A 26781-nucleotide genomic window follows, 5' to 3' on the forward strand; every position below is an offset into this window, starting at 1 on the left:
ATGCGGCGGTGCGGGTGGCCGGAACGGTGCGATAGGCATGCTCAAATACAACGGACCGTTCATGCCTCAGCGCCTCTCATGCAGCCTGCACTCCAGCGTTCCGAGCAGTTCATCCTGGGCGGTGATGTCGACCGCTCGGGTCCCGTCACGTTGTCCCAGCTGAGGGCGTTGCCCGCGTCACGGCAGGCCGCGTCCGGTGCACACGCCCAGGTCGGCGCGAGCCTCTGGTCCGTGCTGGACCGCGCGGGCCTCCAGATCGACGCCAGCCGCCGCAACGACCTGCTCAACCGCTACGTGCTGGTCACCGGCTCGGACGGCCGCAAGGTGGTGTTCTCGCTCGGTGAACTCAGCCCCCACTTCGGCAACCGGCAAGGGCTCGTGGCCTATGCCGACGCGGTCGACGGCGTGCTTTCGCCGCTGCCCGACAAGGGCCTGCTGCAGATCCGTGCGACCGGCGACCTCCAGGACGGCCGGCTCGTCGCGTGGCCGGCGCGGGTCGACGTGCGCAGCTCGGCGTCGACCGTGCCGGAGCAGGGCGACGTCGTCTCGAACGCCGTGCGCGTGAGCGGCGCGGTGCGCCGGCCCGGCACCTTCGACCTGGCCGCACTGAAGGCGCTGCCCGCCGTCACGCGCACGGTGGGCGCGGACACCTACGTGGGCGTCAGCCTGTGGCACCTGCTGAATACCACGCTGGGCCTCGCCGCCGGGCAGCCGCTCGGCATGTACGTCGTGGCCAGCGGCAGCGACGGCCAGAAGGCGGTGGTGTCGATCGGCGAGATCGACCCGGCTGCGGGCAACCAGTCCGTGCTGGTCGCGTACCAGGTCAACGGCGTGCCGATCGACGTCGACGGCTTCGCACGGCTCGTGGTGCCGAACGACGCGCGCAAGAGCCGGCACGTGTCGAGCCTGATGGCGCTCGAGATGTTCGTGGCCCGGCCGTAGTGGTTCGTCCGCAGACGTCCCGGAAGAGCCGCTGGAACACACCGCTGGCGTAGTGCGCCAGCACGCGACGGCGCGAGGAGGGGGCGCCGCACAGCGGCGGTGCGTCAGCCGGGAACCGCGGAACTCAGGGCGCGGGCCGCGCGGCGAGCACCTCGATGCCAACGAGGTTCGACACGAATCGCCCGGCCTTCGTGTCGCCGGGGACCACCAGCCGGGCGAAGCCGCTGGTGGTCAGGGGCGCACCGTCGACCTCGTACGCGATGAGGTTCGGCGCGTTGCCGAAGCCGGGCTCGATCTCGCCCAGCGCGATGAGTGCCCGGTAGCCGTCGCTGCCGGTGGCCACCACGTACTTGCCGAGCACGTCGTTCTTGACCGCGGGATCCAGCACGAGGCCCGTCGTGGTGTTGAGAAAGTCCCACAGGCTCACGCCGCGGTAGACGTTCGCACCCACCGTGCGGGTCACGGCGGGCAGGGCCTGCAGCGCAGCGAGGTCGTACGTTCCTGGTGACTTCACGGCACCGGAGACCGTGAACGAAGTGGTCACGCCACCTCCGGTGCCCGTGGCGGTCGAGCCGGCGTCGCGCACGTCCAGACGGGTCAGCGCGGAGACGTAGCGCCCGCCCTTGACGTCACCGGGCGCCGTCACGCGGACGGGGCCGTCGGTGCCGAGGGCGGACGACACGCCGCTCGCGGCCTCCTCGTAGACCACGAGGGACGGGCGGTTCCCGAAGTCGGGCTTGAGTTCGGCGAGCGAGAAGACGGCCTGGTAGCCGTCGGCGCCGGTCGCGAGGACGTACTTGCCCAGCACGTCGTTCTTGCGGGCCGCATCGACCTGGATGCCGGCCTGGTCCAGCAGGTTCCAGAGGTTCGTGCCGGTGTAGGTGTGGGTCTGAGGTCCCGCACCGCTGCCGTAGCTGACCGTCTGCGTCGTGGGCGGCAGGGCCTTCAGGTCGGCCACCGACAGCGACACCGGCCGGTCCAGTCCGCCCTGGACCGACAGCACCTTCGGCGAGGCCGCCGACGTCGGCACGACGTCGTCGGAGTCGCCGCCACACGCCGCGAACGAGGCGGCCGTGAGCATCACGGCGAGGGCGGCGGGCCATCGGGTTCGGAACGGGCGCATGCGGGGTCCTGGAAGTTCGATGTATTCATTCTGACATATCGATGTCCGGCTTCCGGCCCGCCGAGGCGCATCGGCTACGCTTGGGGCCATGGTCAAACTCCTTCGCAGCCGCGCCGCCCCCACCTCCGACAAGCCGCAGGTGCGCTTCCGCATGCGCGTCACCGTCGCGGAGGTCATCGCCATCGGTCCGGGCAAGGTCGCGCTGCTGGAGGCCGTGCGCGACCACGGCTCGATCTCGGCCGCGGCCAAGCAGCTCGACATGTCGTACCGGCGCGCCTGGGTGCTGGTGGACGAAACCAACCGGAGCCTGAAGAAGCCGGCGGTCGAGTCCGGTCACGGTGGGCAGAACGGCGGCGGCACCGCGCTGACGCCCGTGGGTGAGCAGGTGATCGCGCTCTACCGGACCATCGAGGAGAAGGCCGCGGCGGCCTGCGCCACCGAACTCAAGGCGCTCACGCGCCTGCTCGCCCCGCCGCCGTCCGGGGACGCCTGACCTACGCCGGCTCCGGCGTCGCCTCGCTGGTTTCCACGGGCGCCTCGGTCACCGGCCGCGCCGGCCTGTGTTCGTCGAACACGTCCTGCAGCGACCTGCGCGAGCAATTGCTCCAGTCCTTCGGGAACGTGCCGAACAGCGTGTCGAACGCACCGCTGGCCGTGATGCGGGTGGGCCGCGTGAAGGTGACCACGCCGGCCTCGTCGTCGAAGGTCGCGTCGCCGGCGTCCACCAGGGCCTGCACCTTCTCGAGCGTCTCGGGGAACTTGTTCACGCCGAGCCGGCTGTCGGCGTAGACCTCGATCGTTTTCGACACCGCGGACAGCACGCGCGCGCCGGCCTTGTCGAGCTTGCCGAAGCGGGCCCCGCGCGAGAGCGTGAAGAGCGCCTCGCGGTTGAACTGGAACACGTCGATGCCGGCGAACTCGAGGAGGGTGCGGATCGGGGCGAGGTACGCCTCCACCAGCTCGTCCGGTTCGGACACGTCGGCCATCGTGCGGTTCGCCACCTCGTAGCGACACGCTTCGCGCGCCCACTCGATGAAGGCCGACTCGACGGCCCGGGCGCGCGCCGTGGTCATCCACGGGCCCGCCGACGTGAAGACCAGCGCGACGGACCAGAAGGGCTTGTCCTTGTCCTGGAGGTCGCCGACCCGCGCGGGCACGCCCACGTGTCCGACGCTCAAGTACCGCTGCGCAGCCGTGGTTCTCGCATAGTCGTCGGCGAACAGGACACACACGCAGGCCTTGCCCAACTTCTCCACGCCGGCCTTGCGCCACTTCAGGTAACTCTCGCGGCTCATGCGGAGGATCTGTCCGTCCCACCCTGCCGCAGATATCTCTCTGATGCCGTCGAGGCCACTCGCCTCGATGCGGATGAATCTTGTCATCGGTGGATTATCGCGCGCGCGGGCGTTCAGCCCGGCGCCTCGCGGAACGCCGTGGGCGCCTGCCCGGTCCACTTGCGAAACGCCTTGCGGAAGTTCGACGCGTCCGAGAACCCGACGCGGTTCGCGATCTGCTCGACGGGCATCGCCGTGTCGCGCAGGTACTCGATGGCGAGCGAACAGCGCACCTCGTCCACCAGGGCCTGATAGCCCTGGCCCTCGTCGGCGAGGCGGCGGTGCAGGGTGCGCACCGACAGGCCGAGCCGTTCGGCCATCTCTTCCGCGCCGGGGAAGGTGCCGCGGCTGTTGAGGCAGGCCGTGCGGATGTGGCGTGCAAGTTCCGATTCTTCCGGCAAGCGTTCCAGCAGGCGCTCGCAGAACGAGGCGCACAGGCCGGCCGTGATCGGGTTGGCGTTGGGGCAGGGGCGTTGCAGCACGTCCGCGTCGAAGTGCCATTCCATCACGGGCTGCTCGAACCGGACGGGGCATCCGAAGAGGCGCTCGTAGGCCGCGGCGTACGCCGGGCGCCGGTACGGCAGCAGCAGCAGCCGTGACGGCAGCGGGGCCTCGAGCACGCAGCTCGTGAGTTTCAGGATGGAGGCGAACCAGAACTCGGTGGCGAGCGGCAGCACGTCGCCCAGGGCCATGACGTCGTGGCCTTCGAAGATCGCCATGCCGTTGTCGATCCGGAAGCGCTTTTCAAGCACCGGGCCGGCGAGGCGGATGTGCCGGATGCCGAAGTCCACCGCCTCGCCGAAGTTGGTGCTGCTGACGAGCGCGTAGCCGAGCACGCCGAAGTCGCTGAGGCGCTGGCGGCTGCCGGCGCGCAGGCCGACGTCGGTGGCCGACGACAGCCGCAGCGTGTTGCGGAAGATCGCCACCTTCTGCGCCGGCGAGATGCGCGCCTGCACGTCGTCCAGCTGGGCGGGCGTGAGGCCCGTGCCCTGCAGCAGCGCCGTGGCCTCGATGCCGTGGTCGGCCATTTCGGCGAACAGCGCCTGCAGGCCCAGCAGGTGGTGGGCGTCGGAGGCGAGCGCTCCGGATTCGCGGGCGATGACCTGGACGGTGGCGGTCATGGGGCTGTCGGGGTTTACGCGCAAGGGCCATCAGTTTGGCAGATTTCCACCCGTTGCTGGCGCCAAGCAACCTCGCCGGTGTGGGCAGTTCGACGCACCATCTTCCGGTTCGGCACGCATTCGCGGCCGGCCCGAGACGAGGACACGATGAACGACCGACTTGCCCCTCACGAGACGACCGGCGCCGGCCTTGCCGGCACCTTCGCGGCCCAGCGCGCCGCGTTCGCGCGGCATCCGTTCCCGGTCGCCGCGGAGCGCCGCGGCCACCTGCGCGCGCTCAAGCGGCAGCTGCTGCGCTACCAGGACGTGCTGGCCGACGCGATGAGCCGGGACTTCGGCCACCGGGCGCACGCCGAGTCGAAGATGCTCGACGTGCTCGCGTCCACCCTCGAGATCAACCATGCGATCTCCCACGTGCGGCGCTGGATGCGCCCGAGCCGGCGGGCCACGGAACTCCTCTTCCTGACGAACCGGCTGCGGGTGACCTACCAGCCCAAGGGCGTGGTGGGGGTCATCGTGCCGTGGAACTTCCCGCTGTACCTGGCGCTGGGGCCGCTCGCGGCGGCGCTCGCCGCCGGCAACCGCGTGATGGTCAAGATGCCCGAGGTGACGCCGGCCACGAACGCGGTGCTGCGCTGCCTGCTGGCCGAGGTGTTCCCGGCCGACCACGTCGCCGTCGTCGGCGAGGAGCTGGCCGACCCGAACGCCTTCACGTCGCTGCCTTTCGACCACATCGTCTTCACGGGTTCACCCGCGGTCGGGCGCATCGTGATGCGCACGGCCTCGCAGAACCTCACCCCGGTCACGCTGGAACTCGGCGGCAAGTCGCCGGCGGTGGTGACCCGTGGCTATCCCGTGGCCGAAGCCGCCGCGCGCATCGCCCACGGCAAGTCGACGAACGCCGGGCAGATCTGCGTGTCGCCGGACTACGCCCTCGTGCCGCGCGAACTCGTGCCGGAGTTCGTCGCCGAGGTGCGCGCCGCCTTCGGCCGCAGCTTCGGGGAGAGCGTGGCGAACCACCCGGACTACACCTCGATCGTCAACGATCGCCACCACCGCCGCATGGTGGACCTGCTGGACGACGCCCGGGCGAAGGGCGCGACGGTGCTGGCCTGCGGCGGCGGCGGGCTCGGCCGGCGTTTGCCGCTGCAGGTGGTCACCGGGGTCACCGACGGGATGAAGCTGATGCAGGAGGAGATCTTCGGGCCGATCCTGCCGGTGGTGCCGTACGACACGCTCGACGACGCCATCGCCCGCATCCGCACCGGTCCGCGCCCGCTCGCGCTCTACGCCTTCGGCCACGACACCGCCGAACGAGAGCGGCTGCTGAAGAACACGCACTCCGGCGGGGTCACCGTCAACGACTGGGGCTGGCACGTGATGAACCACGACGCGCCGTTCGGCGGGGTCGGGAACTCGGGCATGGGCACGTACCACGGCATCGAGGGGTTCCGGGAGCTGTCGCACGCGCGGACCGTGTTCAAGCGGCACCGCTTCTACCCGATCGGGCTGTTCTATCCGCCCTACGGGAACTTCGTGCAGCGCCTCGTGCTGCGCCTGTGGCTGGGCAAGGCGGACCCGACCCTCGCATCGAACACCGCCGGCCGGCACTGACGCCCACGCATTGGAAGGAGAGACAAGGATGAGCCACATGGAATTCGACTACGTCGTCGTGGGAGGCGGCTCCGCGGGATGTGTCCTCGCGTCGCGCCTGACGGAAGACCCGGCCGTGAGCGTCTGCCTGCTGGAGGCCGGCGGTCCCGACGACAGCGTGCTGATCCACGCGCCGGTGGGGGTCGTCGCGATGATGCCGACCAAGATCAACAACTACGGCTACGAGACCGTGCCGCAGCCCGGCCTCAACGGGCGCCGCGGCTACCAGCCGCGGGGCAAGACGCTCGGTGGGTCGAGCTCGATCAACGCGATGCTCTACGTCCGCGGCAACCGCTGGGACTACGACCACTGGTCGTCGCTCGGCAACACGGGCTGGTCGTTCGACGAGGTGCTGCCGTACTTCAAGCGGTCCGAGCACAGCGAGATCCACGGCGCGGACGCCTTCCACGGCACCGGCGGACCCATCAACGTCACGTATCCGCGGCACCAGAGCCCGTTCAACGACCTGTTCATCGCGGCCGCGGGCACGCAGGGCATCCCGGCGAACCCGGACTACAACGGCGGCGTGCAGACGGGCGCCTTCCAGTACGAGGTCACGCAGAAGAACGGCGAACGCTGCAGCGCGGCCAAGGGCTATCTGACGCCGAACCTGTCGCGGCCCAACCTGCGCGTGGTGACGCGCGCGGTGTCCTCGCGCATCGTGTTCGACGACGGGCGCGCCGTCGGCGTCGACTTCCACCAGGGCAACGAGGCCGCGCACGTGCGCGCGCGCCGCGAGGTCATCGTCGCCGGTGGCGCGTTCGGATCGCCGCAGCTGCTGATGCTGTCGGGACTCGGTCCCGCGGCCCACCTGCGGGAGATGGGGATCGACGTGGTGCGCGACATTCCCGGCGTCGGCCAGAACCTGCAGGACCACATCGACTACGTGCAGACCTGGCGGGTGCGCAGCGACACCGAAAGCTTCGGCGTGTCCGCGCTCGGAGGTGTGCGGATGGCCAGGGCGATGTTCGAGTGGAAGCGGCAGCGCACCGGCCGCATCACGAGTTCGCTCGCGACCGCGGGGGCGTTCTTCTGTTCCCGGCCGGACGTCCAGGTGCCCGACCTGCAGCTGGTGTTCGTGCTGGCGATCGTCGACGACCATGCCCGCAAGATGCATCTCGGACACGGCATCTCGTGCCACGTCGACGTGCTGCGGCCGTTCAGCCGGGGCGAAGTGCGGCTGGCCAGCCGCGACGCCCGCGAGGCGCCGTCGATCGACCCGCGCTTCTTCGACGACGAGCGTGACCTGCGGCTGCTCGTCGCCGGCGCGCAGGTGCAGCAGCGGCTGATGGAGTCGAGCGTGTTCGACGGCGTCCGCGGCAAGCAGCTGTACCCGACCCGGGCCGACGACGTCGCCGGCCTGACCGCGGACATCCGCAACCGCGCCGACACGCAGTACCACCCCGTCGGAACCTGCCGGATGGGCCCCACGGGCGACCCTGGCGCGGTGGTCGATGCGCAGCTGCGCGTGCGCGGCGTGCGGGGGCTGCGCGTCTGCGACGCGTCGGTGATGCCCACCATCGTCGGCGGCAACACCAACGCCCCCACGCTCATGGTCGCCGAGAAGGCCGCGGACCTGATCCGCGCGGCCGCCTGACCTTTCCCGAAACACGCATCCCGAGAGAACCGATCCCCATGAAACTCCGTTGCCTGTCCCTGGCCCTCCTTTCCCTCGGCGCGCACACCGCCGCCCGGTCGCACGATGCGCCCCAGCCCGCGAGCAGCATCACCGCGGCGGCCAACAAGGCCTTCGGCGCCGCCCTCGACCTCGGCAGCAAGGAGGACATGCAGAACGCCACGCGCGGCTTCATCGCCCGACTCGATGACCCGGTCATCTCGAACGCCAAGGGCGAACCGGTGTGGGACGGCCGGCAGTTCACCTTCATCCGGGGCGACGCGCCGGCCACGGTGAACCCGAGCCTGTGGCGGCAGGAGAAGCTCAACAACGAGGTGGGCCTGTTCGAGGTCACCGACGGCATCTACCAGGTGCGCGGCTACGACCTCGCGAACATGACGCTCGTGCGCGGCGACACGGGCTGGATCGTCATCGACCCGCTGATGTCCGCCGAAGTGGCGCGGCACACGCTCGAATTCGCGATGCAGCGCCTCGGGCGCAAGCCGGTGGTGGCGGTGATCTACACCCACAGCCACGTCGACCACTTCGGTGGTGTCCGCGGCGTGGTGGACGAGGCTGACGTGCGCTCGGGCAAGGTGCCGGTCTATGCGCCGGAGGGCTTCATGGCCCATGCCGTCGCGGAAAACGTGCTCGCGGGCAACGCGATGACCCGCCGCGCCCAGTACCAGTTCGGCACGCCGCTGCCGTTCGGCCCGCAGGGCGCGGTGGGGTCGGGCCTCGGCAAGGCGCTCTCCACCGGCACGATCGGCCTGATCGCCCCGACACAGATCATCCGCAAGACCGGCGAGGAGCGGACGATCGACGGCCTGCAGGTGGTCTTCCAGATGGCCAACGGCTCGGAGGCTCCGTCGGAGATGGCCTTCTACTTCCCGCGCTACAAGGCGGTGTGCCTGTCCGAGGTGGTCACGGCCCACATGCACAACGTCTACACGCTGCGTGGCGCCCAGGTGCGCGATGCACTCGGCTGGAGCAAGTACATCAACGAGATGATGGACTTCCACCCGGAGGCCGCCGTGGCCTTCCGCAGCCACCACTGGCCGGTCTGGGGGAGCGACAACATCCGCCGCACGCTCGTGAACCAGCGCGACATGTACCGCTTCCTGCACGACGAGGCGGTCAACCTGCTCAACAAGGGGGCGAAGCCGGACGACCTGGGCAACGCGACGTACTTCCCGAAGGGCCTGACGAACGACTTCGCGACCCGTGGCTACTACGGCACGCTGAGCCACAACCTGCGCGGCGTCTACAACTACTACCTCGGCTACTACGACGGCAACCCTGCCACGCTGCATCGCGTCACGCCGGTCGAACAGGCTCGCGGCTACGTCGCCGCCATCGGCGGCGCCGACGCCGTGGTCGCCAAGGCCCGCGCCGCGTTCGACGCGGGCGAGTACCGCTGGGCCGCACAGCTCAACGACAACGCCGTCATGGCCGACCCCGCGAACATGCGCGCCCGCCAGCTGCAGGCCGACATCCTCGAGCAGCTCGGCTACCAGGCCGAGTCCGGCGTGTGGCGCAACGAATACCTCGTGGCGGCCAAGGAGCTGCGTGAAGGCGTGAAGCCGGTGCGGCTGTCGACGCAGGGACCGGACATGGTCCGCGGCATGTCGCTCGACATGGTGTTCGACTTCCTCGCGGTGCGCCTGAACCACCGGAAGGTGGACGGTCTCGACCTGGGCATCCAGATCGACTTCACCGACACCAAGGACACCTATGCGCTGGAGCTGTCGAACGCGGTGCTGAACAACACGAAGGGCCGCCGCCTCGCGAAGCCGCAGGTCTCGCTCGCGCTGAGCCAGCCGGCCTTCTTCAAGATGCTGCTGGGCGGCGTGCCGCTGCCGCAGCTGGTGGCCGCGGGCGAGGCGAAGGTGTCCGGCGATCCGGCGGCGCTCGGCGCCGTGTTCTCGCACATCGAGACCTTCGCGCCGCTGTTCCCGATCGTCACGCCCTGATGTCCCTCGATTCCCCCCTGGAGACCGCCATGCAGGAACGTCCCTGGCTGAAGACCTACCGTGAGTTCGGGATTCCGCCCGAAGTGGGCCCCGAAGCCCACACGACCGTCACCGCGATGCTCGAGGCCGCGATGGTGCGGCACGCCGACCGTCCGGCATTCCGCTTCGCCGGCCAGACCCTGCGGTACGCGGACGTGGACCGCCTGTCCCGCGACTTCGCCGCCTGGCTGCAGTCGCAGGGCGTGCGCGCGGGCGACCGCGTGGCCGTGATGCTGCCGAACGTGCTCGCCTTCCCGGTGGCGATGCTGGGCATCCTGCGGGCCGGCGCCGTGCAGGTCAACGTCAACCCGCTCTACACGCCACGCGAGCTCGAGCACCAGCTGCTCGACGCCGGGGTGGAGACGCTCGTGGTCTTCAACGGCTCGACGGCCACGCTCGGCCAGGTGCTCGGGCGCACCGGCCTGCGGCGCGTGATCACCGTGGGGTTCGGCCTCGCTTCGGCCGCATCGCCCGGCGACCCGCCCGTGCACGCGAGCGTGGTGGGCGAGGGCACGATCGCGCTGGGAGATGCCCTGGCTCGGGGAGCCTCGCTGCCATTCACGCCGGTGCCGCTCGGCCGCGACGACCTGATCTTCCTGCAGTACACGGGAGGCACCACGGGCGTGTCCAAGGGCGCGGCGCTGACCCACGGCAACCTGCTCGCGAACCGCGCGCAGTTCGCGCTCTTCATGCCGGACGCGATGCGCGAGGGCGAGGAGGTCGTGGTCACCGCGATCCCGCTGTACCACATCTTCGCGCTGATGGTGAACTTCATCACGTACGCGAGCATCGGCGCGGAGAACTGGCTCGTGCCGAACCCGCGCGACATGGACGCCTTCGTGGGCGTGCTGCAGCAGGCCCGCCCCACGGTGATCACCGGGGTCAACACGCTGTACGCCGGCCTGGTCCAGCACCCCGGACTGCGCAACGTCGACTGGTCGCGCCTGCGGCTCTCGGTGGGCGGTGGCGCGGCCATCGTGCCGACCGTGTCGTCGCGCTGGCAGCAGGTCACCGGCCGGTTCATCCGCGAAGGCTACGGCCTGTCGGAGACGAGTCCCGTGGCCTCGTTCAATCCGGCCGCGGTGGCCGGGTTCACCGGCACGACCGGCCTGCCGATGCCCTCGACCGACATCCGCCTGCTCGACGACGCCGGATGCGACGTGGCCGAGGGCGAGGCGGGTGAGGTCTGCATCCGCGGCCCGCAGGTCATGCGCGGCTACTGGGGGCGCCCGGAGGCAGATGTGTCGGCCTTCACCGGCGACGGCTACTTCAGGACCGGGGATGTCGGCGTCTTCGATGCCCGCGGCTTCCTGAAGATCGTCGACCGCAAGAAGGACATGATCGTCGTCTCGGGCTTCAACGTGTACCCGAACGAGGTGGAGGCGGTCGCCAGCGCCTGTCCCGGCGTGTCCGAATGCGCCTGCGTGGGCGTGCCGGACGAGAAGTCGGGTGAGGCCGTGTGCCTGGTGGTCGTGCGCCTGCCCGCTGCGTCGCTGACCGAGGCGCAGGTCGTCGCGCACTGCCGGTCGGGGCTGGCCGGCTACAAGCTGCCGAAGGTCGTCCGGTTCGTCGACGCGCTCCCGAAGTCCACCGTCGGCAAGGTGCTGCGGCGGGAGCTGCGTGTGGCGTGACAGCTTGAACCGGCTGTCGCGGACGTCAGGCCCTCTTCGCGGGGGCCTTCTTCGCCGGAGGAACCTTCCCGCCCTCGCGCCGCGCTTCCGAAAGCCCGATCGCGATCGCCTGCTTGCGGCTGGTGACCTTCTCACCCGTCGAACCGCTCCGGAGGGTGCCTTCCTTGCGTTCGTGCATCGCGGCCTCGACCTTCTCCGATGCCTTCTTGCCGTACTTCGTCGCCATGGGATGCTCCTCGGTGGTGAAGCCCGCAGCCTACGGTGGCCGCGATCGAAAGTCTGTAGGAGCGTGGGCCGCCGAGTCCGGCCCGGCTTCGTTCTTTCCGGCGCCTCGAACGTTCAGCACGAACAAGCCCACCTGGAGTGCGATCAGTGCATGCGCCTGCGTGTGCCAGCCCCACGCCACCCACAGCACGTTGCTGCCCATGAACACCCAGAACCCCCAGCTGCGCCGCCGGCGGTCCTGTGACGCGACCAGCCAGGCCGCAGCGAGCGAGGCCAGCATGGCGGGCCACTGGATGGCATCGAGGAGGGCGTCGGGCACGGGGCGAGGTGGAAAGCCGGAACCTCACCAGCGTACGGAGGTGCGCGCCGGTCCGTTGTAGGACCGCGGGCGCGATCCAGGTCGGACGGCCGTCCGGTCACTCGCTCCGGCTGAGGCGGGCGAGGGCGTCGAGCAGCAGGTCCGTTCGCGGCGACGGCGACGGCCGCGCGAACAGGTAGCCCTGGAACAGGCTCGTGCCCAGGTCGCGCAGCACGCGCCAGTCGTCGGCCTGCTCCAGCCCCTCGGCGATGACCGCGGCGCCGCTGCTGTGCGCCATCTCGAGGATCGAACGCACGAACTGCCGCCGCAGCGGGTCGCGGGCGACGCCGTCGACGAAGTGGCGGTCGATCTTGACGAAGTCGGGGCGCAGGTCGAGCCAGCGCTTGAGGCTCGCGAAGCCCTGGCCCAGGTCGTCGAGCGCGAAGCTCAGGCCCGAGGCGCGCAGCGACGCGACCACCGTCGCGAGCGCCTCCTCGTCCAGCACGGCGCGGGTCTCGGTCAGCTCGACGACGATGTCGTCGGCCGGCAGCCCGCAGCGGGCGAGTTCGGGCAGGCTCAGCGGATGGCGGTGGCGGGTGGAGATCAGCGTGTCGGCGCTGACGTTGATGAACACGCGGCCGGGCAGCTGCAGGTCCACGAACTTGCGGATGATGCGACGCACCACGTGGCGTTCCAGCTCCACGAGCCGGCCCAGTTCGGCGGCGACCTGGAACAGCACCGGGGGCGACGCCAGCGGGGACGTGGACGGCGGACGCACCAGCGCCTCGAAGCCCAGCACGCGCACTTGGGCGCTGTCGACGATGGGTTGGAAGTGCACGTCGAACTCGCGCCGCGCGATCAGCTGGTCGAGCGCGCGGGCGAGCGGGTGGCCGTCCGGGGGCAGGGTGCCTGGTTCGGTGTCCGGGGCGAGCCGCAGACGCGGGACGGCGGCGCGCGAAAGGCTCGCGGCGAAGGTCGCGTCAGCCATAGACATGGTCGGCGCACATGACCCGGTTGCGTCCCCCGCGCTTGGCGGCGTAGAGCGCCTCGTCGGCGCAGCGGTACGCGACGTCGAAGCTGCTGCCCTTGGCGAGCGCGCCCACGCCGAAGCTCGCGGTGACCGCGCTGCGGTCGGGCAGGTGGAAGTCGTGGGCCGCGATGGCCGCGCGCATCTGCTCGGCGAGGGTCTCGGCGACGTCGATGGAGCGGCCCGGCAGCAGCACGGTGAACTCCTCGCCGCCCACGCGCCCGATGCGTGCGGCCGGCGGCACGAGGGGCTGCAGGCAGGCCACGACGCCGCGGATCACCTGGTCGCCGACCGGGTGCCCGAAGCTGTCGTTGATGCGCTTGAAGTGGTCGATGTCCAGCACCACGAGCGCCATGCCGGAGGTGCCCAGCAGGGTGCGGGCGTGTTCGATGACGGCGGCGCGGTTCAGCACGCCGGTCAGCGAGTCGTGCGTGGCGCGGTACTCCAGTTCGCCCGCCAGTTCGTGCAGGCGCTGGTTGAGCCGGTTCATCTCCAGTTCTTCGCGGTCGCTGCGGCCGATCAGCCGGCGGGTCTCGCGCAGCAGCCGCTCGTAGCCGGCCAGCAGGCCGCCGAGGGCCTCGCGGTGTTCGGCGAGGCCGGCGTGCGGATCGTCGAACGTGGCCCGGGCCGCGGACAGCACGCGGGTCTCGGCGTCGAAGAGGTCGGGGGAGGGCGTGAGGTCGGGTGACATGGCAGGCCTCGATGCCTCAGCCGGAGTGCACCGGCTGGAGGACGAAATCGATCAGGGGGAAGTCGTCGCGCAGCTCCTCGCCGAACTCCAGCATGGTGTCGTCCTCCTCGTCGTGGAACCAGTGCACCGTGACGCGGTTGTCGCCGGCATCCACCGCGCCGCTCAGCGCCTCGATCATGTTGAACAGCATCTTCGTGCTGGAGCTGTTGAAGTAGGCGAGCGCGATGTGCAGCTCGATCTGCTGGCCGGCGCAGCCTGCCAGGTACGCGCGCAGCGGCGGCAGCACGTCGCCGTAGAAGGCGGCGGCGTTCTCGGGGTACGACTCGCCGCGCAGGCTGTGGCGGTGCTGGTCGAACTTGAAGTCCACCTCGGGCGTGCTGGGGGTGGGGGCGATGTAGAGGTTTTCCATCCGACGTGTCTCTCGGTCTCGGTGCTTAGATGACGGCCTTCAGGCAGAAGACGGTGGTGTCGTCCCGGCCGTCGACGCGCTGGAAGTCGAAGACCAGCGGGCCGCGTGCGTCGCGCGCCATGGTCAGCAGGCCCATGCCGGCGCCCTTGCTGCCTTCGGGGGCCTCGCCGCGCAGGGTGTCCTTGTAGGCCTGCTTGATCTCGGCCAGGGTCATCTGGCGGAGGGTGTCGAGCTTGTGGCGCAGCTCCTCGGCCACGCCGGACTCGACCGGGTTGGCGCACAGCAGCAGGTGGCCGTCGTCGTGGTCGAGGATGCAGACCGAGCCGTGGCGCAGCTCGCGCTGGGTCTCGCTCGGCGGGGTCAGGGCGTCGGAGGAGTAGTGCACGATGTTCTGCGCCATCTCGATGAAGGACGAGAACAGCTTGCGCCGCGTGGGGCCGTCCACGCCGCTGACCTCCAGCTGCAGCTTCACCGCCTCGGCCATGGCCGCGATGATGTTCTGCGAGAAGTAGCCGACGTAGTAGAAGATGACCCGGTGCTGCCGGGCCTGGTCGAAGAAGGGGCCGTATTCGTGGATCAAGGGTGCGGTTGCCATGCCGTGGGTCCTAGGCGCGGAAGCAGAAGAAGGTGACGTCGTCACGCCGCAGGTGCTCCCCCTGCCACGCCTGCAGTTCGCGCTGCACCGTGGCGTTGATGTCGGCGGCCTTCGCGTCGCGCTGCGCGAGCAGCACGTCGCGGATGCGGCGCTTGCCGAACGCGATGGCCTTCGGGCCGCCGATCTGGTCGATCAGCCCGTCGGTGGTGACGAAGACCAGGCTGCCGGGCTGCAGCGGCACGGTCTGGTTCTGCCACGTGAAGTCGGAGTCGCTGTCGACGTAGCCCACGCCCTTGCGGTCGCCGTCGATCATCTCGACGCCGGCCTGGCCCGGGTGCAGCACGAACAGCGAGGACTTGGCGCCGGAGAAGTGGAGCTCGCGCCGCGCGGTGTCGAACCAGAAGCACGCGGCGTCCATGCCGTCGTTGGAGCCCGGGGTCTCGTCGGTGCCGTCCACCTGGCCGAGCATCTGCTTGATGCTGCGGTTCACGGTGGACAGCAGCTGCGCGGGGTCACGCGGGCCGAACTGCTCGATCGCCTTGCTGAGCGTGATCGACGCGATCAGGGTCATGAAGGCGCCCGGCACGCCGTGCCCGGTGCAGTCGGCCACGGTGGCGAACCAGCCTTCGGGCGTCGCGGTGAACTGGTAGAAGTCGCCGCCGACCACGTCGCGCGGTTCCCACACGAGGTCGGCCTCGGTGCCGGACAGGGCGAGCGCCTCGCGCGACGTGCGCAGCATCGAGCGCTGGATCACGCTCGCGTACTCGATGCTGTGCATCACCTGCCGGTTGCGCGTGGCCTGCACCTCGGCCACGACCCGCATCAGCTGCAGGCCCTGGCCCACGCCCGAGAAGGCGCCGTCGCGGGTCACGATGAAGCCGTCGGACAGGGCCTTCTCGCCGTGCTCGACGGTCTTGAAGGTCAGCTCCTCGATGCCCATCGCGGCGTCGACGACGAGCGGGTCCTTGTCCATGAACGCGATGCAGCTCTTGCGGTTGTAGAGCTCCCGGTGGAACGGTTTGCTCATCTGCGAGAGGAAGATGTTGCGGTTGATCAGCCCGATGGGCTGGAGGCCCTCGACCACGGGCAGGCTGTTCAAGTCGCGGTGCCGCGTGAACACGTCCATGACCTGTTCGTTGGTCTGGTCGGTGGTCATCGCCGGCACCGGCACGGACAGGTCGGCGGCGCTGGGCTGGCGAAAGCGCGGGCGGACGTCCTGGAGGTATTCGGGAAGGGTGGAGAGGGGTGCGTGCATGGGCGCGCGAAGCGGAAGTACTGCGTGAGCCCGGGAGGTTACAAATTGAAAACAACACGGATGTGACAGTCCGGAGACAGCGCGCTTGCGAGCCGCGAAATCGTCGCCCGGCGTGACCGAAGTCACGAGGTGCGGCCTTGATGCCGTCTTGATGCCCGCGGCCGGAATCTTTGCACGGCCTTGATGCCCTCGTTCCTACGATCCCTCCATCTCATTTGGAGGCGATCGATGGACGACGCGATGTACCTGGCGCTCGCGGTGGCGGGCTGGTTCCTGGTGGTGGGTTTCGCCGCGGGTTGCGCCCGGCTGGAAGGGGGGCGCGCATGAACGGCATGGTCATCCTGGGCGGGCTCGTGTCCGCCGGGCTGCTGGTGTACCTGGTGGCCGCCCTCCTGCAACCGGAGAACTTCTCGTGAGCGCCCATGCCTGGGCCTTGCTGGCCGTCTTCAGCCTCGTTCTCCTGGGGCTGGCGTACCCGCTCGCGCGGTACGTCACGCACGTGGTCGAGGGGCGCGCCCGCTGGGCCGAGCGCTTCGAACGCGTGATCTTCCGCCTGTGCGGCGTCAAGGCCGACGCCGAGATGGGCTGGCTGCAATACACCCTCGCGCTGCTGCTCTTCAACGGCCTCGGGCTGCTCGCCGTGTATGCGCTGCAACGTTTCCAGCTGTTCCTGCCGCTCAACCCGGAGGGCTTCGCGAACGTGTCGCCCGACTCGTCGTTCAACACGGCGGTCAGCTTCGTGTCGAACACGAACTGGCAGGGCTACGCCGGTGAAGCCACGATGAGCTACCTGACGCAGATGCTGGGCCTCACGGTGCAGAACTTCCTGTCCGCCGCCACCGGCATCGTGGTCGTCATCGCGCTGATCCGCGGCATCGCCCGGCACAGCGTGAAGACGATCGGCAACGCCTGGGTCGACCTGACGCGCATCACGCTCTGGGTGCTGCTGCCGATCGCCCTCGTGCTGGCGATGGTGCAGGTGCAGCAGGGGGGCATCCAGAACTTCGACGGGCATGTGCAGGCGACGACGCTGCAAGGGGCGGCGCAGACGCTGCCGATGGGGCCGGCCTCGTCGCAGGTGGCCATCAAGATGCTCGGGACCAATGGCGGCGGCTTCTTCAACGCCAACGCCGCCCACCCCTTCGAGAACCCGACGCCGCTCTCGAACTTCGTGCAGATGCTCGCGATCTTCCTGATCCCGGCGGCGCTGTGTTTCGTGTTCGGCCGCATGGTGGGCGACGCGCGCCAGGGCTGGACCATCTTCGCGGCGATGGGCGTGATGTTCATCGCGGGCGTGGTGGCCACGACCACGTTCGAGGCGCAGGGCAACCCGCGGTTCGATGCGCTCGGGGTCGACCAGGCGGTGTCGGTGGCGCAGGCGGGCGGCAACATGGAAGGCAAGGAGACCCGTTTCGGCATCGCCGAGTCGGCGTTGTTCGCCACCATCACCACGGCCGCGTCGTGCGGCGCGGTGAACGGCATGCACGACTCGTTCACGCCGCTCGGCGGGATGGTGCCGCTCGTCAACATGCAGCTGGGCGAAGTGATCTTCGGCGGCACCGGCACGGGGCTGTACGGCATGCTGGTGTTCGCCATCCTGGCGGTGTTCATCGCCGGGCTGATGATCGGCCGCACGCCCGAGTACCTCGGCAAGAAGATCGAGGCGCACGAGATGAAGATGGCCTCGATGGCGATTCTCGTCACGCCGCTGCTGGTGCTGGTGGGGACGGCCGTCGCCGTGATGGCCGACGCGGGCCGCGCGGGTGTGGCCAACCCCGGCACGCACGGTTTCACGGAGATCCTCTACGCCTTCACGTCCGCCGCGAACAACAACGGCAGTGCGTTCGCGGGCCTGTCGGCCAACACGCCGTTCTACAACGTGATGCTCGGTCTGGCGATGGGGTTCGGACGCTTCGGCGTGATCGTGCCGGTGCTCGCCATCGCCGGCTCGCTGGCCGCGAAGAAGCGCCTGGCCGTGACCGGCGGGACGATGCCCACGCACGGCGCGCTCTTCGTCACGCTGCTGATCGGCACCGTGCTGCTGGTCGGCCTGTTGAACTACGTGCCGTCGCTGGCCCTCGGGCCCGTCGCCGAGCACCTGATGCCCTGGAAGTGAACGAACCATGACGCGCAAGACCTTCACCCTGTTCGACCCGGCGCTCGTGAAGCCGGCCATCGCGGACGCGTTCCGCAAGCTCGACCCCCGCGTGCAGTGGCGCAACCCCGTGATGTTCGTCGTCTACGTGGGCAGCCTCGTCACCACGGCGCTGTGCGCCCAGGCCTTCTCCGGTGACGGCGAGGCGCCCGCGGGCTTCATCCTGGCGGTGGCGCTGTGGCTGTGGTTCACCGTGCTGTTCGCCAACTTCGCCGAGGCGCTGGCCGAGGGCCGCAGCAAGGCCCAGGCGGCCTCGCTGCGCAGTCTGAAGAAGCAGACCTGGGCCAAGCTGATGGAGGCGCCGAAGTTCGGTGCCAAGTGGCACCCCATCGAGTCGAGCCAGCTCAAGAGGGGCAACGTGGTCATCGTGATGGCCGGCGACGTGGTGCCCGCCGACGGCGAGGTGATCGCCGGCGTCGCGTCGGTGGACGAGAGCGCCATCACCGGCGAGTCGGCGCCGGTCATCCGCGAATCGGGCGGCGACTTCTCGGCCGTGACCGGCGGCACGAAGGTGCTGTCCGACTGGGTCATCGTGCGCATCACCGCGAACCCGGGCGAGACCTTCGTCGACCGCATGATCGCGATGGTGGAGGGCGCCAAGCGCCAGAAGACCCCGAACGAGATCGCGCTGACGATCCTGCTCGTGGCACTCACCATCGTGTTCCTCGTGGTGACCGTGACGCTGCTGCCGTACTCGCTGTTCAGTGTCGACGCCACGCAGTCGGGCCGCCCGGTGAGTGTCACCGTGCTGATCGCGCTGCTCGTGTGCCTGATCCCCACCACCATCGCCGGCCTGCTCTCGGCCATCGGCGTGGCGGGCATGAGCCGCATGATGCAGGCCAACGTGATCGCGACCTCGGGCCGTGCCGTGGAGGCCGCGGGCGACGTGGACGTGCTGCTGCTCGACAAGACCGGCACCATCACGCTCGGCAACCGCCACGCCGCGGCCTTCCTGCCGGCGCCCGGGGTGGACGAGGCCGAACTCGCCGACGCGGCCCAGCTGGCCTCGCTGGCGGACGAGACGCCCGAGGGCCGCAGCATCGTGGTGCTCGCGAAGCAGAAGTTCAACCTGCGCGAGCGCGACGTCGGCGCCCTCGGCGCCCAGTTCGTTCACTTCTCGGCGCAGACGCGCATGAGCGGCGTCGACCTGCCGCTCGAGTCGCCCGCGCCGCGCGTGGTCGGCAGCGACGTGCTGCCGGTGGCCGTGCGAATGGTGCGCAAGGGCGCCGCGGCCGCCATCCGCAAGCACGTGGAGGGCCTCGGCGGCGCGTTCCCCGCGGCGCTGGACGCGGTGGTGGACGACGTCTCGCGCCGCGGCAGCACGCCGCTGGTGGTGTGCGACGGCGTCAAGGCGCTCGGCGTGATCGAGCTGAAGGACATCGTCAAGGGTGGCATCAAGGAGCGTTTCGCCGAGCTGCGCCGCATGGGCATCCAGACCGTGATGGTGACCGGCGACAACCGCCTCACCGCGGCCGCCATCGCCGCGGAAGCGGGCGTGGACGACTTCCTCGCCGAGGCCACCCCCGAGCAGAAGCTCGCCCTCATCCGCCAGTACCAGGGCGAGGGCCGGCTCGTCGCGATGACCGGCGACGGCACGAACGACGCCCCCGCGCTGGCCCAGGCCGACGTGGCCGTGGCGATGAACTCGGGCACGCAGGCGGCCAAGGAGGCCGGCAACATGGTCGACCTCGACAGCAACCCGACGAAGCTGATCGAGGTGGTCGAGACCGGCAAGCAGATGCTGATGACGCGCGGCGCCCTGACCACGTTCAGCATCGCCAACGACGTGGCCAAGTACTTCGCGATCATCCCGGCCGCCTTCGTCACCACGTACCCGCAGCTGGCCGCGCTCGACGTGATGCACCTCGGCAGCCCGTCGTCGGCCATCCTGTCGGCCGTGATCTTCAACGCGCTGGTGATCGTGTTCCTGATCCCGCTGGCGCTGAAGGGCGTGCCGTACCGGCCCGTGGGTGCCGCGCTGCTGCTGCGCCGCAACCTGCTGGTGTACGGCCTGGGCGGCCTCGTCGTTCCCTTCATCGGCATCAAGGCCATCGACCTGCTGCTGAACCTCGTGCACTTCGCTTGATCCGGAGAAGACCATGAAACAACTCATCCGCCCCGCTGTGTCCCTCTTCGTGCTGATGTCCGTGGTGACCGGCCTCGCGTACCCGGTGCTGGTGACCGGCGCGGCCCGCATCGCGTTCCCGGATCAGGCGGCGGGCAGCCTCGTCGAGGTGGACGGCCAGGTGATCGGCTCCACGCTGATCGGCCAGGACTTCACCGATCCGAAGTACCTGTGGGGCCGCCCGTCGGCCACGGCCACGTCGCCGTACAACGGCGGCGCCTCGGGAGGGTCGAACCTGGGGCTGTCGAACCCGGCGCTGGCCGACGCCGTGAAGGCCCGTGTCGCGGCGCTGAAGGCGGCCGACCCGGGCAACACGGCGGCGGTGCCGGTGGACCTGGTGACGGCGTCCGGCAGCGGGCTCGATCCGCACGTCAGCGTGGCGGCGGCCGAGTACCAGGTCGCCCGCGTCGCGCGGGCGCGCCAGCTGGCGCCGGACCAGGTGCGGTCGGTCATCGCGCGGCACACGGAAGGCCGCCTGTCCGGCCTGCTGGGTGAACCGCGCGTGAACGTGCTGGCGGTGAACCTGGACCTCGACCGGCAGACCGCGCGCGCAGTTGCTACGATGGCCGCCGTCCCGCCCGCGTCCCGATGATCCCTCCGCGTCCCGACCCCGACCACCTGCTGGCCCGCCTCCAGGAGGAGGCCGTGCGGGCGGACCGGGGCCGGTTCAAGATCTTCTTCGGGGCCTCGGCCGGCGTCGGCAAGACCTTCGCGATGCTGTCGGCCGCGCGCGCCGCGCGGGCGAACGGGGTCGACGTGGTGGTGGGTGTGGTCGAGACCCACGGCAGGGCCGAGACCCAGGCGCTGGTGGACGGCCTCGAGCGGCTGCCGCCGAAGGCGGTGGCGTACCGCGACCGCACGCTCGCCACCTTCGACCTCGACGCGGCGCTGGCCCGCCGGCCGCAGCTGATCCTGATGGACGAGCTGGCGTTCTCCAACGTCGCCGGCGCGCGCCACCCGAAGCGCTGGCAGGACGTGGAGGAACTGCTCGACGCGGGCATCGACGTCTGGTCCACCGTCAACGTGCAGCACCTGGAGACGCTGAACGACGTCGTGAGCGGCATCACCGGCGTCCAGGTGCGCGAGACCGTGCCGGACCGCGTGTTCGACGAGGCCGACGAGGTCGTCATCGTCGACCTCCCGCCCGACGACCTGCTGCAGCGGCTCAAGGAGGGCAAGGTCTACATGCCCGAGCAGGCCGCCACGGCCGTGCGCAACTTCTTCCGCAAGGGCAACCTGATCGCGCTGCGGGAACTCGCGCTGCGCCGCACGGCCGATCGCGTGGACGACGAGATGCTCGACTATCGGCGCTCGCGTTCGGTGGCCCCGGTGTGGCAGACCCGTGAGGCGCTGCTGCTGTGCATCGGGCCCGACGAGCGCGGCGACAAGCTCGTGCACGCCACGGCGCGCATGGCGGCGCAGCTGGGGGTGCCGTGGCACTGCATCCACGTCGAGACGCCGCGGCTGCAGCGCCTGCCCGAGGCGGCGCGGCAGCACGTGTTCCGGCTGCTGAAGCTGGCGCAGGAGTCGGGTGCGCGCACGGCCACGCTGGCCGGCGCGTCGCTGCCCGCGGCGGTGGTCAAGTACGCCCACGAGTTCAACCTGTCGCGTGTGGTGCTGGGACGCGACCCGCGGCGCCACGCACCACCGTGGCGGCAGACGCTCGCCGAGGCCGTCGGCGCCCAGGGCATCGACCTCGACGTCATCCAGATCGCCTTGCCCGAGCGGGGACGGCACCGGCCGTCGGCCGACAGGTCCACCGCCCCCGACGCGGCCGCCGGCCGCGCGGTGCGGCCCTACGCCTGGAGCGCCGCGGTGTGCGGCCTCGCCGGGCTGGCCACGGCGCCGCTGCACGCGGTGCTCGAGCCCACGAACATCGTCATGCTGTTCCTGCTGGCCGTGGTGTTCGTCGCGGTGCGCTTCGGCCGCGGGCCCGCGGTGCTCGCGGCGTTCCTGAGCGTGGGCGCCTTCGACTTCTTCTACGTGCCGCCGCGGTTCACGTTCAACGTGGGCGACGCGCAGTACCTCGTCACGTTCGCCGTGATGCTGGTGGTCGCGCTCGTGATCGGGCAGCTGACGGCGGGCCTCAAGTTCCAGGCGCGGGTGGCCACGTCGCGCGAGGAGCGCGTGCGGGCGTTGTACGAGATGTCGCGCGACCTGTCCGGCGCGCTGGTGCCGGAGCAGATCGCCGGGATCGCGGCGCGGTTCCTGAAGTCCGAGTTCGGCGCCCGCGTGGCGCTGATGCTCGCGGGACCGGATGACCGCATGACCACGGCCGTGCCGCTGGCCGACCTGCCGACAGGCATCGAGGCCGGGGTCGCGCAATGGGCGTTCGACCATGCCGAGGCGTCCGGGCTCGGCACGCACACGCTGCCGGCCTCGCCGCTGCTGTACCTGCCGCTCAAGGCGCCGATGCGCATGCGGGGCGTGCTGGTGATCGAACCGCGCGACCCGGCGCGGCTCGCGGGGCCGGAGCAGCGGCAGCTGCTGGAGACGTGTGCCTCGCTGCTCGCGATCTCGATCGAGCGGATCCACTACGTCGAGGTGGCGCAGTCCACCATCGTGCAGATGGAGTCCGAGCGCCTCCGCCACTCGCTGCTCGCGGCCATCTCGCACGACCTGCGCACGCCGCTGGCCGCACTCGTCAGCATGGCCGACACGCTGGCCCTCACGGCGGGCGAGGGCTCGGGCCGGCCCGCCGAGATCGCGCAGGCCATGCGCGATGCGGCCTCGCGCATGAGTTCGCAGGTGTCCAACCTGCTCGACATGGCGCGGCTGCAGTCGGGCCAGGTGCACCTGCGCCGGCAGTGGCTGCCGCTGGAGGAGTCGCTGGGCGGCGCGATCCGCGCGGTGCAGGGCGTGCTGGCACCAGGGCGTGTGCGCGTGCGGTTGGCCGGCGACCTGCCCCTGGTCCACATCGACCCGGCCCTGTTCGAGCGGGTGTTGTGCAACCTGCTGGAGAACGCGGCCAAATACGCGCCCGCCGGTTCCCCCATCGACATCGGCGCCGTGGTCGCGGGCGACCACGTGCGCATCGTCGTGGACGACCAGGGCCCCGGCCTGCCGCCCCAGCGCGAGGAGGCCGTCTTCGAGATGTTCGAGCGCGGCCGCAAGGAAAGCGCGACCCCCGGCGTCGGGCTGGGCCTCGCGATCTGCCGCGCCATCGTCGAGGCGCACGGCGGCACGATCCGCGGCGAGACCCGCGACGGCGGCGGCGCGCGCTTCACCATCGACCTCCCGCGCGGCGACCCGCCGTCGCTCGACCTGCCCCCTTCCGAAGACACCGAAGACAGCCATGAGTGAACCCGCGCAACGCATCCTGGTCGTGGAGGACGAGGCGGAGATCCGGCGCTTCGTGAGCCTGGCGCTGTCCCGCGAGCAGTTCGAGGTGTTCGAGGCCGACGGCGTCGAGCGTGGCCTGATCGAGGCCGGCACGCGCCGGCCCGACCTGGTCGTGCTGGACCTGGGCCTGCCCGACGGGGACGGCGTCGACCTGATCCGGCAGCTGCGCACCTGGTCCGACATCCCGGTGCTGGTGCTGTCGGCCCGCACCGACGAGGCCGACAAGGTCGAGGCGCTCAACGCCGGGGCCGACGACTACCTCATCAAGCCCTTCGGCGTGGCCGAGCTGCTGGCGCGCGTGCGCGCCCACCTGCGGCGCCGGGCCACCGTGGGCGGCTCGCAGGTGATCGAGTTCGGCGACGTGACGATGGACCTCGCGCGCCGCACGGTGACGAAGGCGGGGCAGGGGCTTCACGTGACCCCCATCGAGTACCGCCTTCTGGCCCACCTCGTGGCCCATCCCGACGCCGTGCTGACGCACCGTCAGCTGCTGCACGCCGTGTGGGGCCCGGGCCATGCGGAGGATGGCCACTACCTGCGCGTCTACATGGCGCAGCTGCGCAAGAAGATCGAACTGGATCCGGCGCAGCCGCGGCACCTGCTGACGGAGACGGGGATCGGGTACCGCTTCGTCGCCTGACGGCCCTACTTCGGCCGAGCGATCCCCTCGTCGATCCGCCGCAGCACATACGGAAAGAACGGGTTCGACGACATGCGCACGAGCGCTTCGCCGTTGACCACGAGCGCGGCCCGTTCACCCCGCACGGCCATCGCGCCGAGGTGGGCGCCGAAGGACTCGTCGGACGTGGGGGCCGAGCCGTACAGCGAATCGCTGGGCGGGAAGGGCAGGGCCACGTGCGACAGCGAGAACACGTCGCGCGGATAGGTGAGGCCCAGCTCGTGCGGCGTCTCGGCCGTGGTGCCGGCGTCCGTGCGCCGTTCGGTGACTTCCAGCGAGCGCGTGCCCGCGTTGGTGATCACCGCCGTGTGGAAGCGCCGCGGCGCGGGCGGCAGCAGGCGGCTGGCCAGGGCGTTGCTCCCCGGGCGCATCAGCGGGCCGAGGTCGGCGTTGTGGTTGTAGTCGAAGAGCACCAGTTCGCTGCCGTTCGCCGGCAGGTGGGCGTAGAAGGCCGTGACGACCGCGGGTGCACTCACCGTGTAGTCCAGCACCGACTGGAACGTGAGCACCGGCGGCATCGCGGCGATGCGGCCGCTGCGGGCCTCGCGCTGGATGGCCTGCTGCAGCGCGCGCGAGAACAGCGACGACTCGCGTGCCGCGTGCACGGGGAACGAGTTGTACTTGAACGGGTTGAACTCGGGGAGCACGTCGAGCCACGCGGCGTTGGCGAAGGCCGGGAACACTGCAGGCCATCCGAGCACGCCGGCGAACCGCGCGAGGCTCGTGACACCGATCATCGGCGACAGCAGCACCACACGGTCGGGGCGACCGAGCTTTGAATCACCGAGTGCGTCCAGCGTGTGGTTCATCGCGAGCGTGCCGCCGTTGGAGAAGCCCACGAGGTGCAGCGGCGCCGGGGCGGGCACGCGCCGCCGCGCCTCGCGCACGGCCAGCCGCGTGGCCGCGGCCCAGTCCTCCCAGTCGACGTCGGTCAGGCCGGCGGGCACCGTGCCGTGGCCCGGCATCCGTGGCGCCACCGCGGTCCAGCCGCGGGCCTGGTAGTGCCGGGCGATGTGGCGCAGGCTGTAGGGCGAGTCGGTCAGCCCGTGCAGCAGCACGACCACACCCGACGGCGGGCCGGCGGGTTCGAGCACGTAGGACCGGTTCCAGTCCTGCGCGAAGCGGGCGGGGTGCAGCGGGCTCGACGCGCTGTAGCGGTTCGAGGGCAGCTGGTCCTCCGGTGCGAGGGCCGCGGTCACCTCCTTCTCCACGTCGGCGAACACGGTGGCTTCCGCCGCGAGGTACGCAGCCCAGTCGGCCGAATCGAGTTCGGCGGCACGCAACTCGTGGGGCACGTGCGTGTGCCACGGCGACAGCGGCCGGCTGCGCCACGCGTCCCATGCGCGGACCGCGAAGATGGTGGCCACGATCACGGCCGTGACGAGCAGCGCGAGCCGCGCGGCCCGCACCAGCCGGTGACGAGGGGGAGGTGTGGTGGAGGACATGACCGCTGCCGACTGTACCGGCAATCGCCGCCCCCCCTAGGTTGAGGTCGCATCGTGGCGCTTCCGCTCCCTAGAATTTCCGGCCATCGAACAGGGAGCCGGGAAGATGCTGAAGAAGTGCATGTGGATCGCCGCCGCGGGCCTGCTGGCCGCGGCTGGCATCGCGGGTGCGGCCATGCCCGCGCAGGACACGGTCAAGGGCGGCAAGGACCACCCGCTGCTGTCGCGCTTCGAGGGCGCGAAGCTCGTGGGCTACGACACGAAGGCCTACACCGACGTGAAGCTCGTGATGGGTCAGGTCGTCGACAACGGTGCGCGCACGCCGGACAAGTGGCTGCCGCTGGAGGGCCGCTACACACGCCTCGCCTACAACTACTCGCCGCAGCGCGGGTCGATCGAGGTCATGCGCAACTACGAGGCGGCACTGAAGCAGGCGGGCATGACGGTGCTGTACGCCTGCGGGAAGGAGACCTGTGGCGCGGAGTTCGGCGACATGATGCTGCAGCGCATCGGCACCGCGATCTTCCCGGACACCACCTACTGGTCGCCCTTCAACTACGGGAGAAAGAACGAGCGGTACGTGCTGGCCCAGGGCAAGCGCCCCGACGGGTCCAGCGTCTACGCGGCCGTGTACGTCGTTGACGCGGTGGAGCAGCAGAACGGCGGCGTCTACGTCGAACTGGTCGAGAGCGAGAAGCTCGAATCCGGCAAGGTCACCGCGAACCTGAGCGCCGAGACCATGGCCAAGGGCATCGCCACCGACGGCAAGGTCGCCGTCTACGGGGTGTACTTCGACACCGGCAAGTCGGACGTGAAGCCTCAGTCCACCGCCGCGCTCGACGAGATGGCCAAGCTGCTGAAGAACCAGCCGGCGCTGAAGGTCTACATCGTGGGGCACACCGACAGCCAGGGGAACCTGCCGGCGAACCTCGACCTGTCGCAGCGGCGCGCGGAGGCGGTCGTCAAGGCGCTCGAGGCCCAGTACAAGGTCGACCCGAAGCGGCTGTTCGCGAAGGGCGTCGCGTCGCTGGCGCCGGTGGCCACCAACGACAGCGATGCGGGGCGGGAGAAGAACCGGCGGGTGGAGTTGGTGAAGCAGTAGCG

General features: G+C 70.4%; 24 protein-coding genes. 13 read left to right on the forward strand and 11 right to left on the reverse strand.

Annotated features, from left to right (window positions below; translation table 11 throughout):
- Window positions 1-78: 78 nt before the first annotated feature.
- Entirely contained in the window at window positions 79-942 is an 864-nt protein-coding gene (locus tag A4W93_RS06925; protein WP_085749919.1) for a molybdopterin-binding protein, read from the forward strand.
- A 124-nt stretch (window positions 943-1066) separates the two neighbouring features.
- On the opposite strand, the gene A4W93_RS06930 is transcribed toward A4W93_RS06925, so the two are convergent.
- A complete protein-coding gene (locus tag A4W93_RS06930) occupies window positions 1067-2065 on the reverse strand; it encodes a molybdopterin-dependent oxidoreductase (RefSeq protein ID WP_157131608.1) in 999 nt (332 codons plus the stop codon).
- An 88-nt stretch (window positions 2066-2153) separates the two neighbouring features.
- Between A4W93_RS06930 and A4W93_RS06935 the strand changes: the two genes are divergently transcribed.
- Window positions 2154-2558: a winged helix-turn-helix domain-containing protein gene (locus A4W93_RS06935; RefSeq protein ID WP_085749920.1), complete on the forward strand. Its 405-nt coding sequence runs from the start codon at window positions 2154-2156 to the stop codon at window positions 2556-2558.
- 1 nt (window position 2559) lies between these two features.
- On the opposite strand, the gene A4W93_RS06940 is transcribed toward A4W93_RS06935, so the two are convergent.
- Entirely contained in the window at window positions 2560-3447 is an 888-nt protein-coding gene (locus tag A4W93_RS06940; protein WP_157131609.1) for a GIY-YIG nuclease family protein, read from the reverse strand.
- A 26-nt stretch (window positions 3448-3473) separates the two neighbouring features.
- Window positions 3474-4520 carry an AraC family transcriptional regulator gene (locus A4W93_RS06945; RefSeq protein WP_085749922.1) on the reverse strand — a complete coding sequence of 349 codons (1047 nt, stop codon included), beginning with the start codon at window positions 4518-4520 and terminating at the stop codon, window positions 3474-3476.
- Window positions 4521-4667: 147 nt separating this feature from the next.
- On the opposite strand from A4W93_RS06945, the gene A4W93_RS06950 reads away from it, so the two are divergent.
- Genes A4W93_RS06950 through A4W93_RS06965 form a run of 4 tightly spaced genes read left to right on the forward strand, consistent with a single transcriptional unit; the run spans window position 4668 to window position 11431 of the window.
- Window positions 4668-6134: a coniferyl aldehyde dehydrogenase gene (locus tag A4W93_RS06950; RefSeq protein ID WP_085749923.1), complete on the forward strand. Its 1467-nt coding sequence runs from the start codon at window positions 4668-4670 to the stop codon at window positions 6132-6134.
- Window positions 6135-6171: 37 nt separating this feature from the next.
- Window positions 6172-7770, forward strand: coding sequence for a GMC family oxidoreductase (locus A4W93_RS06955; protein ID WP_085749924.1), 1599 nt, complete (start codon window positions 6172-6174; stop codon window positions 7768-7770).
- A 38-nt stretch (window positions 7771-7808) separates the two neighbouring features.
- Window positions 7809-9761 (forward strand): alkyl/aryl-sulfatase, encoded by a 1953-nt coding sequence (locus A4W93_RS06960; RefSeq protein ID WP_085749925.1) that lies wholly within the window; start codon window positions 7809-7811, stop codon window positions 9759-9761.
- A 29-nt stretch (window positions 9762-9790) separates the two neighbouring features.
- The gene (locus A4W93_RS06965; RefSeq protein ID WP_085749926.1) at window positions 9791-11431 is read left to right on the forward strand and encodes an AMP-binding protein; all 1641 of its coding nucleotides are present in this window, start codon (window positions 9791-9793) and stop codon (window positions 11429-11431) included.
- Between the two features lie 25 nt (window positions 11432-11456).
- On the opposite strand, the gene A4W93_RS06970 is transcribed toward A4W93_RS06965, so the two are convergent.
- From A4W93_RS06970 to A4W93_RS07000, 7 genes are all read right to left on the reverse strand, one after another.
- Window positions 11457-11657 (reverse strand): DUF6496 domain-containing protein, encoded by a 201-nt coding sequence (locus A4W93_RS06970; protein WP_085749927.1) that lies wholly within the window; start codon window positions 11655-11657, stop codon window positions 11457-11459.
- Between the two features lie 30 nt (window positions 11658-11687).
- On the reverse strand, window positions 11688-11975 hold the full coding sequence (locus A4W93_RS06975; protein WP_320409214.1) for a hypothetical protein: 288 nt from the start codon (window positions 11973-11975) through the stop codon (window positions 11688-11690).
- A 97-nt stretch (window positions 11976-12072) separates the two neighbouring features.
- Window positions 12073-12942, reverse strand: a complete 870-nt coding sequence (locus tag A4W93_RS06980; protein WP_157782129.1) for an EAL domain-containing protein — start codon at window positions 12940-12942, stop codon at window positions 12073-12075.
- The gene (locus A4W93_RS06985; protein WP_085749929.1) at window positions 12935-13672 is read right to left on the reverse strand and encodes a GGDEF domain-containing protein; all 738 of its coding nucleotides are present in this window, start codon (window positions 13670-13672) and stop codon (window positions 12935-12937) included. The genes A4W93_RS06980 and A4W93_RS06985 overlap by 8 nt, the downstream gene beginning before the upstream one ends.
- Window positions 13673-13688: 16 nt before the next feature.
- The gene (locus A4W93_RS06990; RefSeq protein ID WP_085749930.1) at window positions 13689-14081 is read right to left on the reverse strand and encodes a DUF1987 domain-containing protein; all 393 of its coding nucleotides are present in this window, start codon (window positions 14079-14081) and stop codon (window positions 13689-13691) included.
- A 25-nt stretch (window positions 14082-14106) separates the two neighbouring features.
- Window positions 14107-14676, reverse strand: coding sequence for a SiaB family protein kinase (locus A4W93_RS06995; RefSeq protein ID WP_085749931.1), 570 nt, complete (start codon window positions 14674-14676; stop codon window positions 14107-14109).
- A gap of 10 nt (window positions 14677-14686) precedes the next feature.
- Window positions 14687-15931, reverse strand: a complete 1245-nt coding sequence (locus A4W93_RS07000; RefSeq protein ID WP_237357718.1) for a SpoIIE family protein phosphatase — start codon at window positions 15929-15931, stop codon at window positions 14687-14689.
- 323 nt (window positions 15932-16254) lie between these two features.
- Between A4W93_RS07000 and kdpF the strand changes: the two genes are divergently transcribed.
- Genes kdpF through A4W93_RS07030 form a run of 6 tightly spaced genes read left to right on the forward strand, consistent with a single transcriptional unit; the run spans window position 16255 to window position 24193 of the window.
- Complete coding sequence (gene kdpF / locus A4W93_RS07005; RefSeq protein WP_085749932.1) at window positions 16255-16347, forward strand: K(+)-transporting ATPase subunit F; 93 nt, start codon at window positions 16255-16257, stop codon at window positions 16345-16347.
- On the forward strand, window positions 16344-18047 hold the full coding sequence (gene kdpA, locus A4W93_RS07010) for a potassium-transporting ATPase subunit KdpA (RefSeq protein ID WP_085749933.1): 1704 nt from the start codon (window positions 16344-16346) through the stop codon (window positions 18045-18047). The genes kdpF and kdpA overlap by 4 nt, the downstream gene beginning before the upstream one ends.
- 7 nt (window positions 18048-18054) lie before the next feature.
- On the forward strand, window positions 18055-20172 hold the full coding sequence (gene kdpB, locus A4W93_RS07015; protein ID WP_085749934.1) for a potassium-transporting ATPase subunit KdpB: 2118 nt from the start codon (window positions 18055-18057) through the stop codon (window positions 20170-20172).
- A gap of 13 nt (window positions 20173-20185) precedes the next feature.
- Window positions 20186-20803 carry a potassium-transporting ATPase subunit KdpC gene (kdpC, locus tag A4W93_RS07020; protein WP_085749935.1) on the forward strand — a complete coding sequence of 206 codons (618 nt, stop codon included), beginning with the start codon at window positions 20186-20188 and terminating at the stop codon, window positions 20801-20803.
- Window positions 20800-23514: a DUF4118 domain-containing protein gene (locus A4W93_RS07025; protein ID WP_085749936.1), complete on the forward strand. Its 2715-nt coding sequence runs from the start codon at window positions 20800-20802 to the stop codon at window positions 23512-23514. The genes kdpC and A4W93_RS07025 overlap by 4 nt, the downstream gene beginning before the upstream one ends.
- Complete coding sequence (locus A4W93_RS07030; RefSeq protein ID WP_085749937.1) at window positions 23507-24193, forward strand: response regulator; 687 nt, start codon at window positions 23507-23509, stop codon at window positions 24191-24193. Before A4W93_RS07025 ends, A4W93_RS07030 begins: the two co-directional genes overlap by 8 nt.
- A gap of 5 nt (window positions 24194-24198) precedes the next feature.
- On the opposite strand, the gene A4W93_RS07035 is transcribed toward A4W93_RS07030, so the two are convergent.
- On the reverse strand, window positions 24199-25677 hold the full coding sequence (locus tag A4W93_RS07035; RefSeq protein ID WP_085749938.1) for an alpha/beta hydrolase: 1479 nt from the start codon (window positions 25675-25677) through the stop codon (window positions 24199-24201).
- Between the two features lie 106 nt (window positions 25678-25783).
- On the opposite strand from A4W93_RS07035, the gene A4W93_RS07040 reads away from it, so the two are divergent.
- Complete coding sequence (locus A4W93_RS07040) at window positions 25784-26779, forward strand: OmpA family protein (protein WP_237357719.1); 996 nt, start codon at window positions 25784-25786, stop codon at window positions 26777-26779.
- The last annotated feature ends 2 nt before the right edge of the window (window positions 26780-26781 follow it).

This window comes from Piscinibacter gummiphilus (assembly GCF_002116905.1).
GTDB classification, from domain to species: Bacteria; Pseudomonadota; Gammaproteobacteria; order Burkholderiales; family Burkholderiaceae_C; genus Rhizobacter; species Rhizobacter gummiphilus.

Excerpts from the sequence above, each read along its gene's own strand:
- kdpF (WP_085749932.1), top strand. The coding sequence starts at position 16,255 with ATGAACGGCATGGTCATCCTGGGCGGGCTCGTGTCCGCCGGGCTGCTG.
- A4W93_RS06980 (WP_157782129.1), bottom strand. The coding sequence starts at position 12,942 with ATGGCTGACGCGACCTTCGCCGCGAGCCTTTCGCGCGCCGCCGTCCCG.
- A4W93_RS06950 (WP_085749923.1), top strand. The coding sequence starts at position 4,668 with ATGAACGACCGACTTGCCCCTCACGAGACGACCGGCGCCGGCCTTGCC.
- A4W93_RS06985 (WP_085749929.1), bottom strand. The coding sequence starts at position 13,672 with ATGTCACCCGACCTCACGCCCTCCCCCGACCTCTTCGACGCCGAGACC.
- A4W93_RS06940 (WP_157131609.1), bottom strand. The coding sequence starts at position 3,447 with ATGACAAGATTCATCCGCATCGAGGCGAGTGGCCTCGACGGCATCAGA.
- kdpB (WP_085749934.1), top strand. The coding sequence starts at position 18,055 with ATGACGCGCAAGACCTTCACCCTGTTCGACCCGGCGCTCGTGAAGCCG.
- A4W93_RS06935 (WP_085749920.1), top strand. The coding sequence starts at position 2,154 with ATGGTCAAACTCCTTCGCAGCCGCGCCGCCCCCACCTCCGACAAGCCG.
- A4W93_RS06995 (WP_085749931.1), bottom strand. The coding sequence starts at position 14,676 with ATGGCAACCGCACCCTTGATCCACGAATACGGCCCCTTCTTCGACCAG.
- A4W93_RS06970 (WP_085749927.1), bottom strand. The coding sequence starts at position 11,657 with ATGGCGACGAAGTACGGCAAGAAGGCATCGGAGAAGGTCGAGGCCGCG.
- A4W93_RS06945 (WP_085749922.1), bottom strand. The coding sequence starts at position 4,520 with ATGACCGCCACCGTCCAGGTCATCGCCCGCGAATCCGGAGCGCTCGCC.
- kdpC (WP_085749935.1), top strand. The coding sequence starts at position 20,186 with ATGAAACAACTCATCCGCCCCGCTGTGTCCCTCTTCGTGCTGATGTCC.
- A4W93_RS06925 (WP_085749919.1), top strand. The coding sequence starts at position 79 with ATGCAGCCTGCACTCCAGCGTTCCGAGCAGTTCATCCTGGGCGGTGAT.
- A4W93_RS07035 (WP_085749938.1), bottom strand. The coding sequence starts at position 25,677 with ATGTCCTCCACCACACCTCCCCCTCGTCACCGGCTGGTGCGGGCCGCG.
- A4W93_RS06955 (WP_085749924.1), top strand. The coding sequence starts at position 6,172 with ATGGAATTCGACTACGTCGTCGTGGGAGGCGGCTCCGCGGGATGTGTC.
- A4W93_RS06930 (WP_157131608.1), bottom strand. The coding sequence starts at position 2,065 with ATGCGCCCGTTCCGAACCCGATGGCCCGCCGCCCTCGCCGTGATGCTC.
- A4W93_RS07025 (WP_085749936.1), top strand. The coding sequence starts at position 20,800 with ATGATCCCTCCGCGTCCCGACCCCGACCACCTGCTGGCCCGCCTCCAG.
- A4W93_RS06960 (WP_085749925.1), top strand. The coding sequence starts at position 7,809 with ATGAAACTCCGTTGCCTGTCCCTGGCCCTCCTTTCCCTCGGCGCGCAC.
- A4W93_RS07000 (WP_237357718.1), bottom strand. The coding sequence starts at position 15,931 with ATGCACGCACCCCTCTCCACCCTTCCCGAATACCTCCAGGACGTCCGC.
- A4W93_RS07040 (WP_237357719.1), top strand. The coding sequence starts at position 25,784 with ATGCTGAAGAAGTGCATGTGGATCGCCGCCGCGGGCCTGCTGGCCGCG.
- A4W93_RS06965 (WP_085749926.1), top strand. The coding sequence starts at position 9,791 with ATGCAGGAACGTCCCTGGCTGAAGACCTACCGTGAGTTCGGGATTCCG.
- A4W93_RS06990 (WP_085749930.1), bottom strand. The coding sequence starts at position 14,081 with ATGGAAAACCTCTACATCGCCCCCACCCCCAGCACGCCCGAGGTGGAC.
- A4W93_RS07030 (WP_085749937.1), top strand. The coding sequence starts at position 23,507 with ATGAGTGAACCCGCGCAACGCATCCTGGTCGTGGAGGACGAGGCGGAG.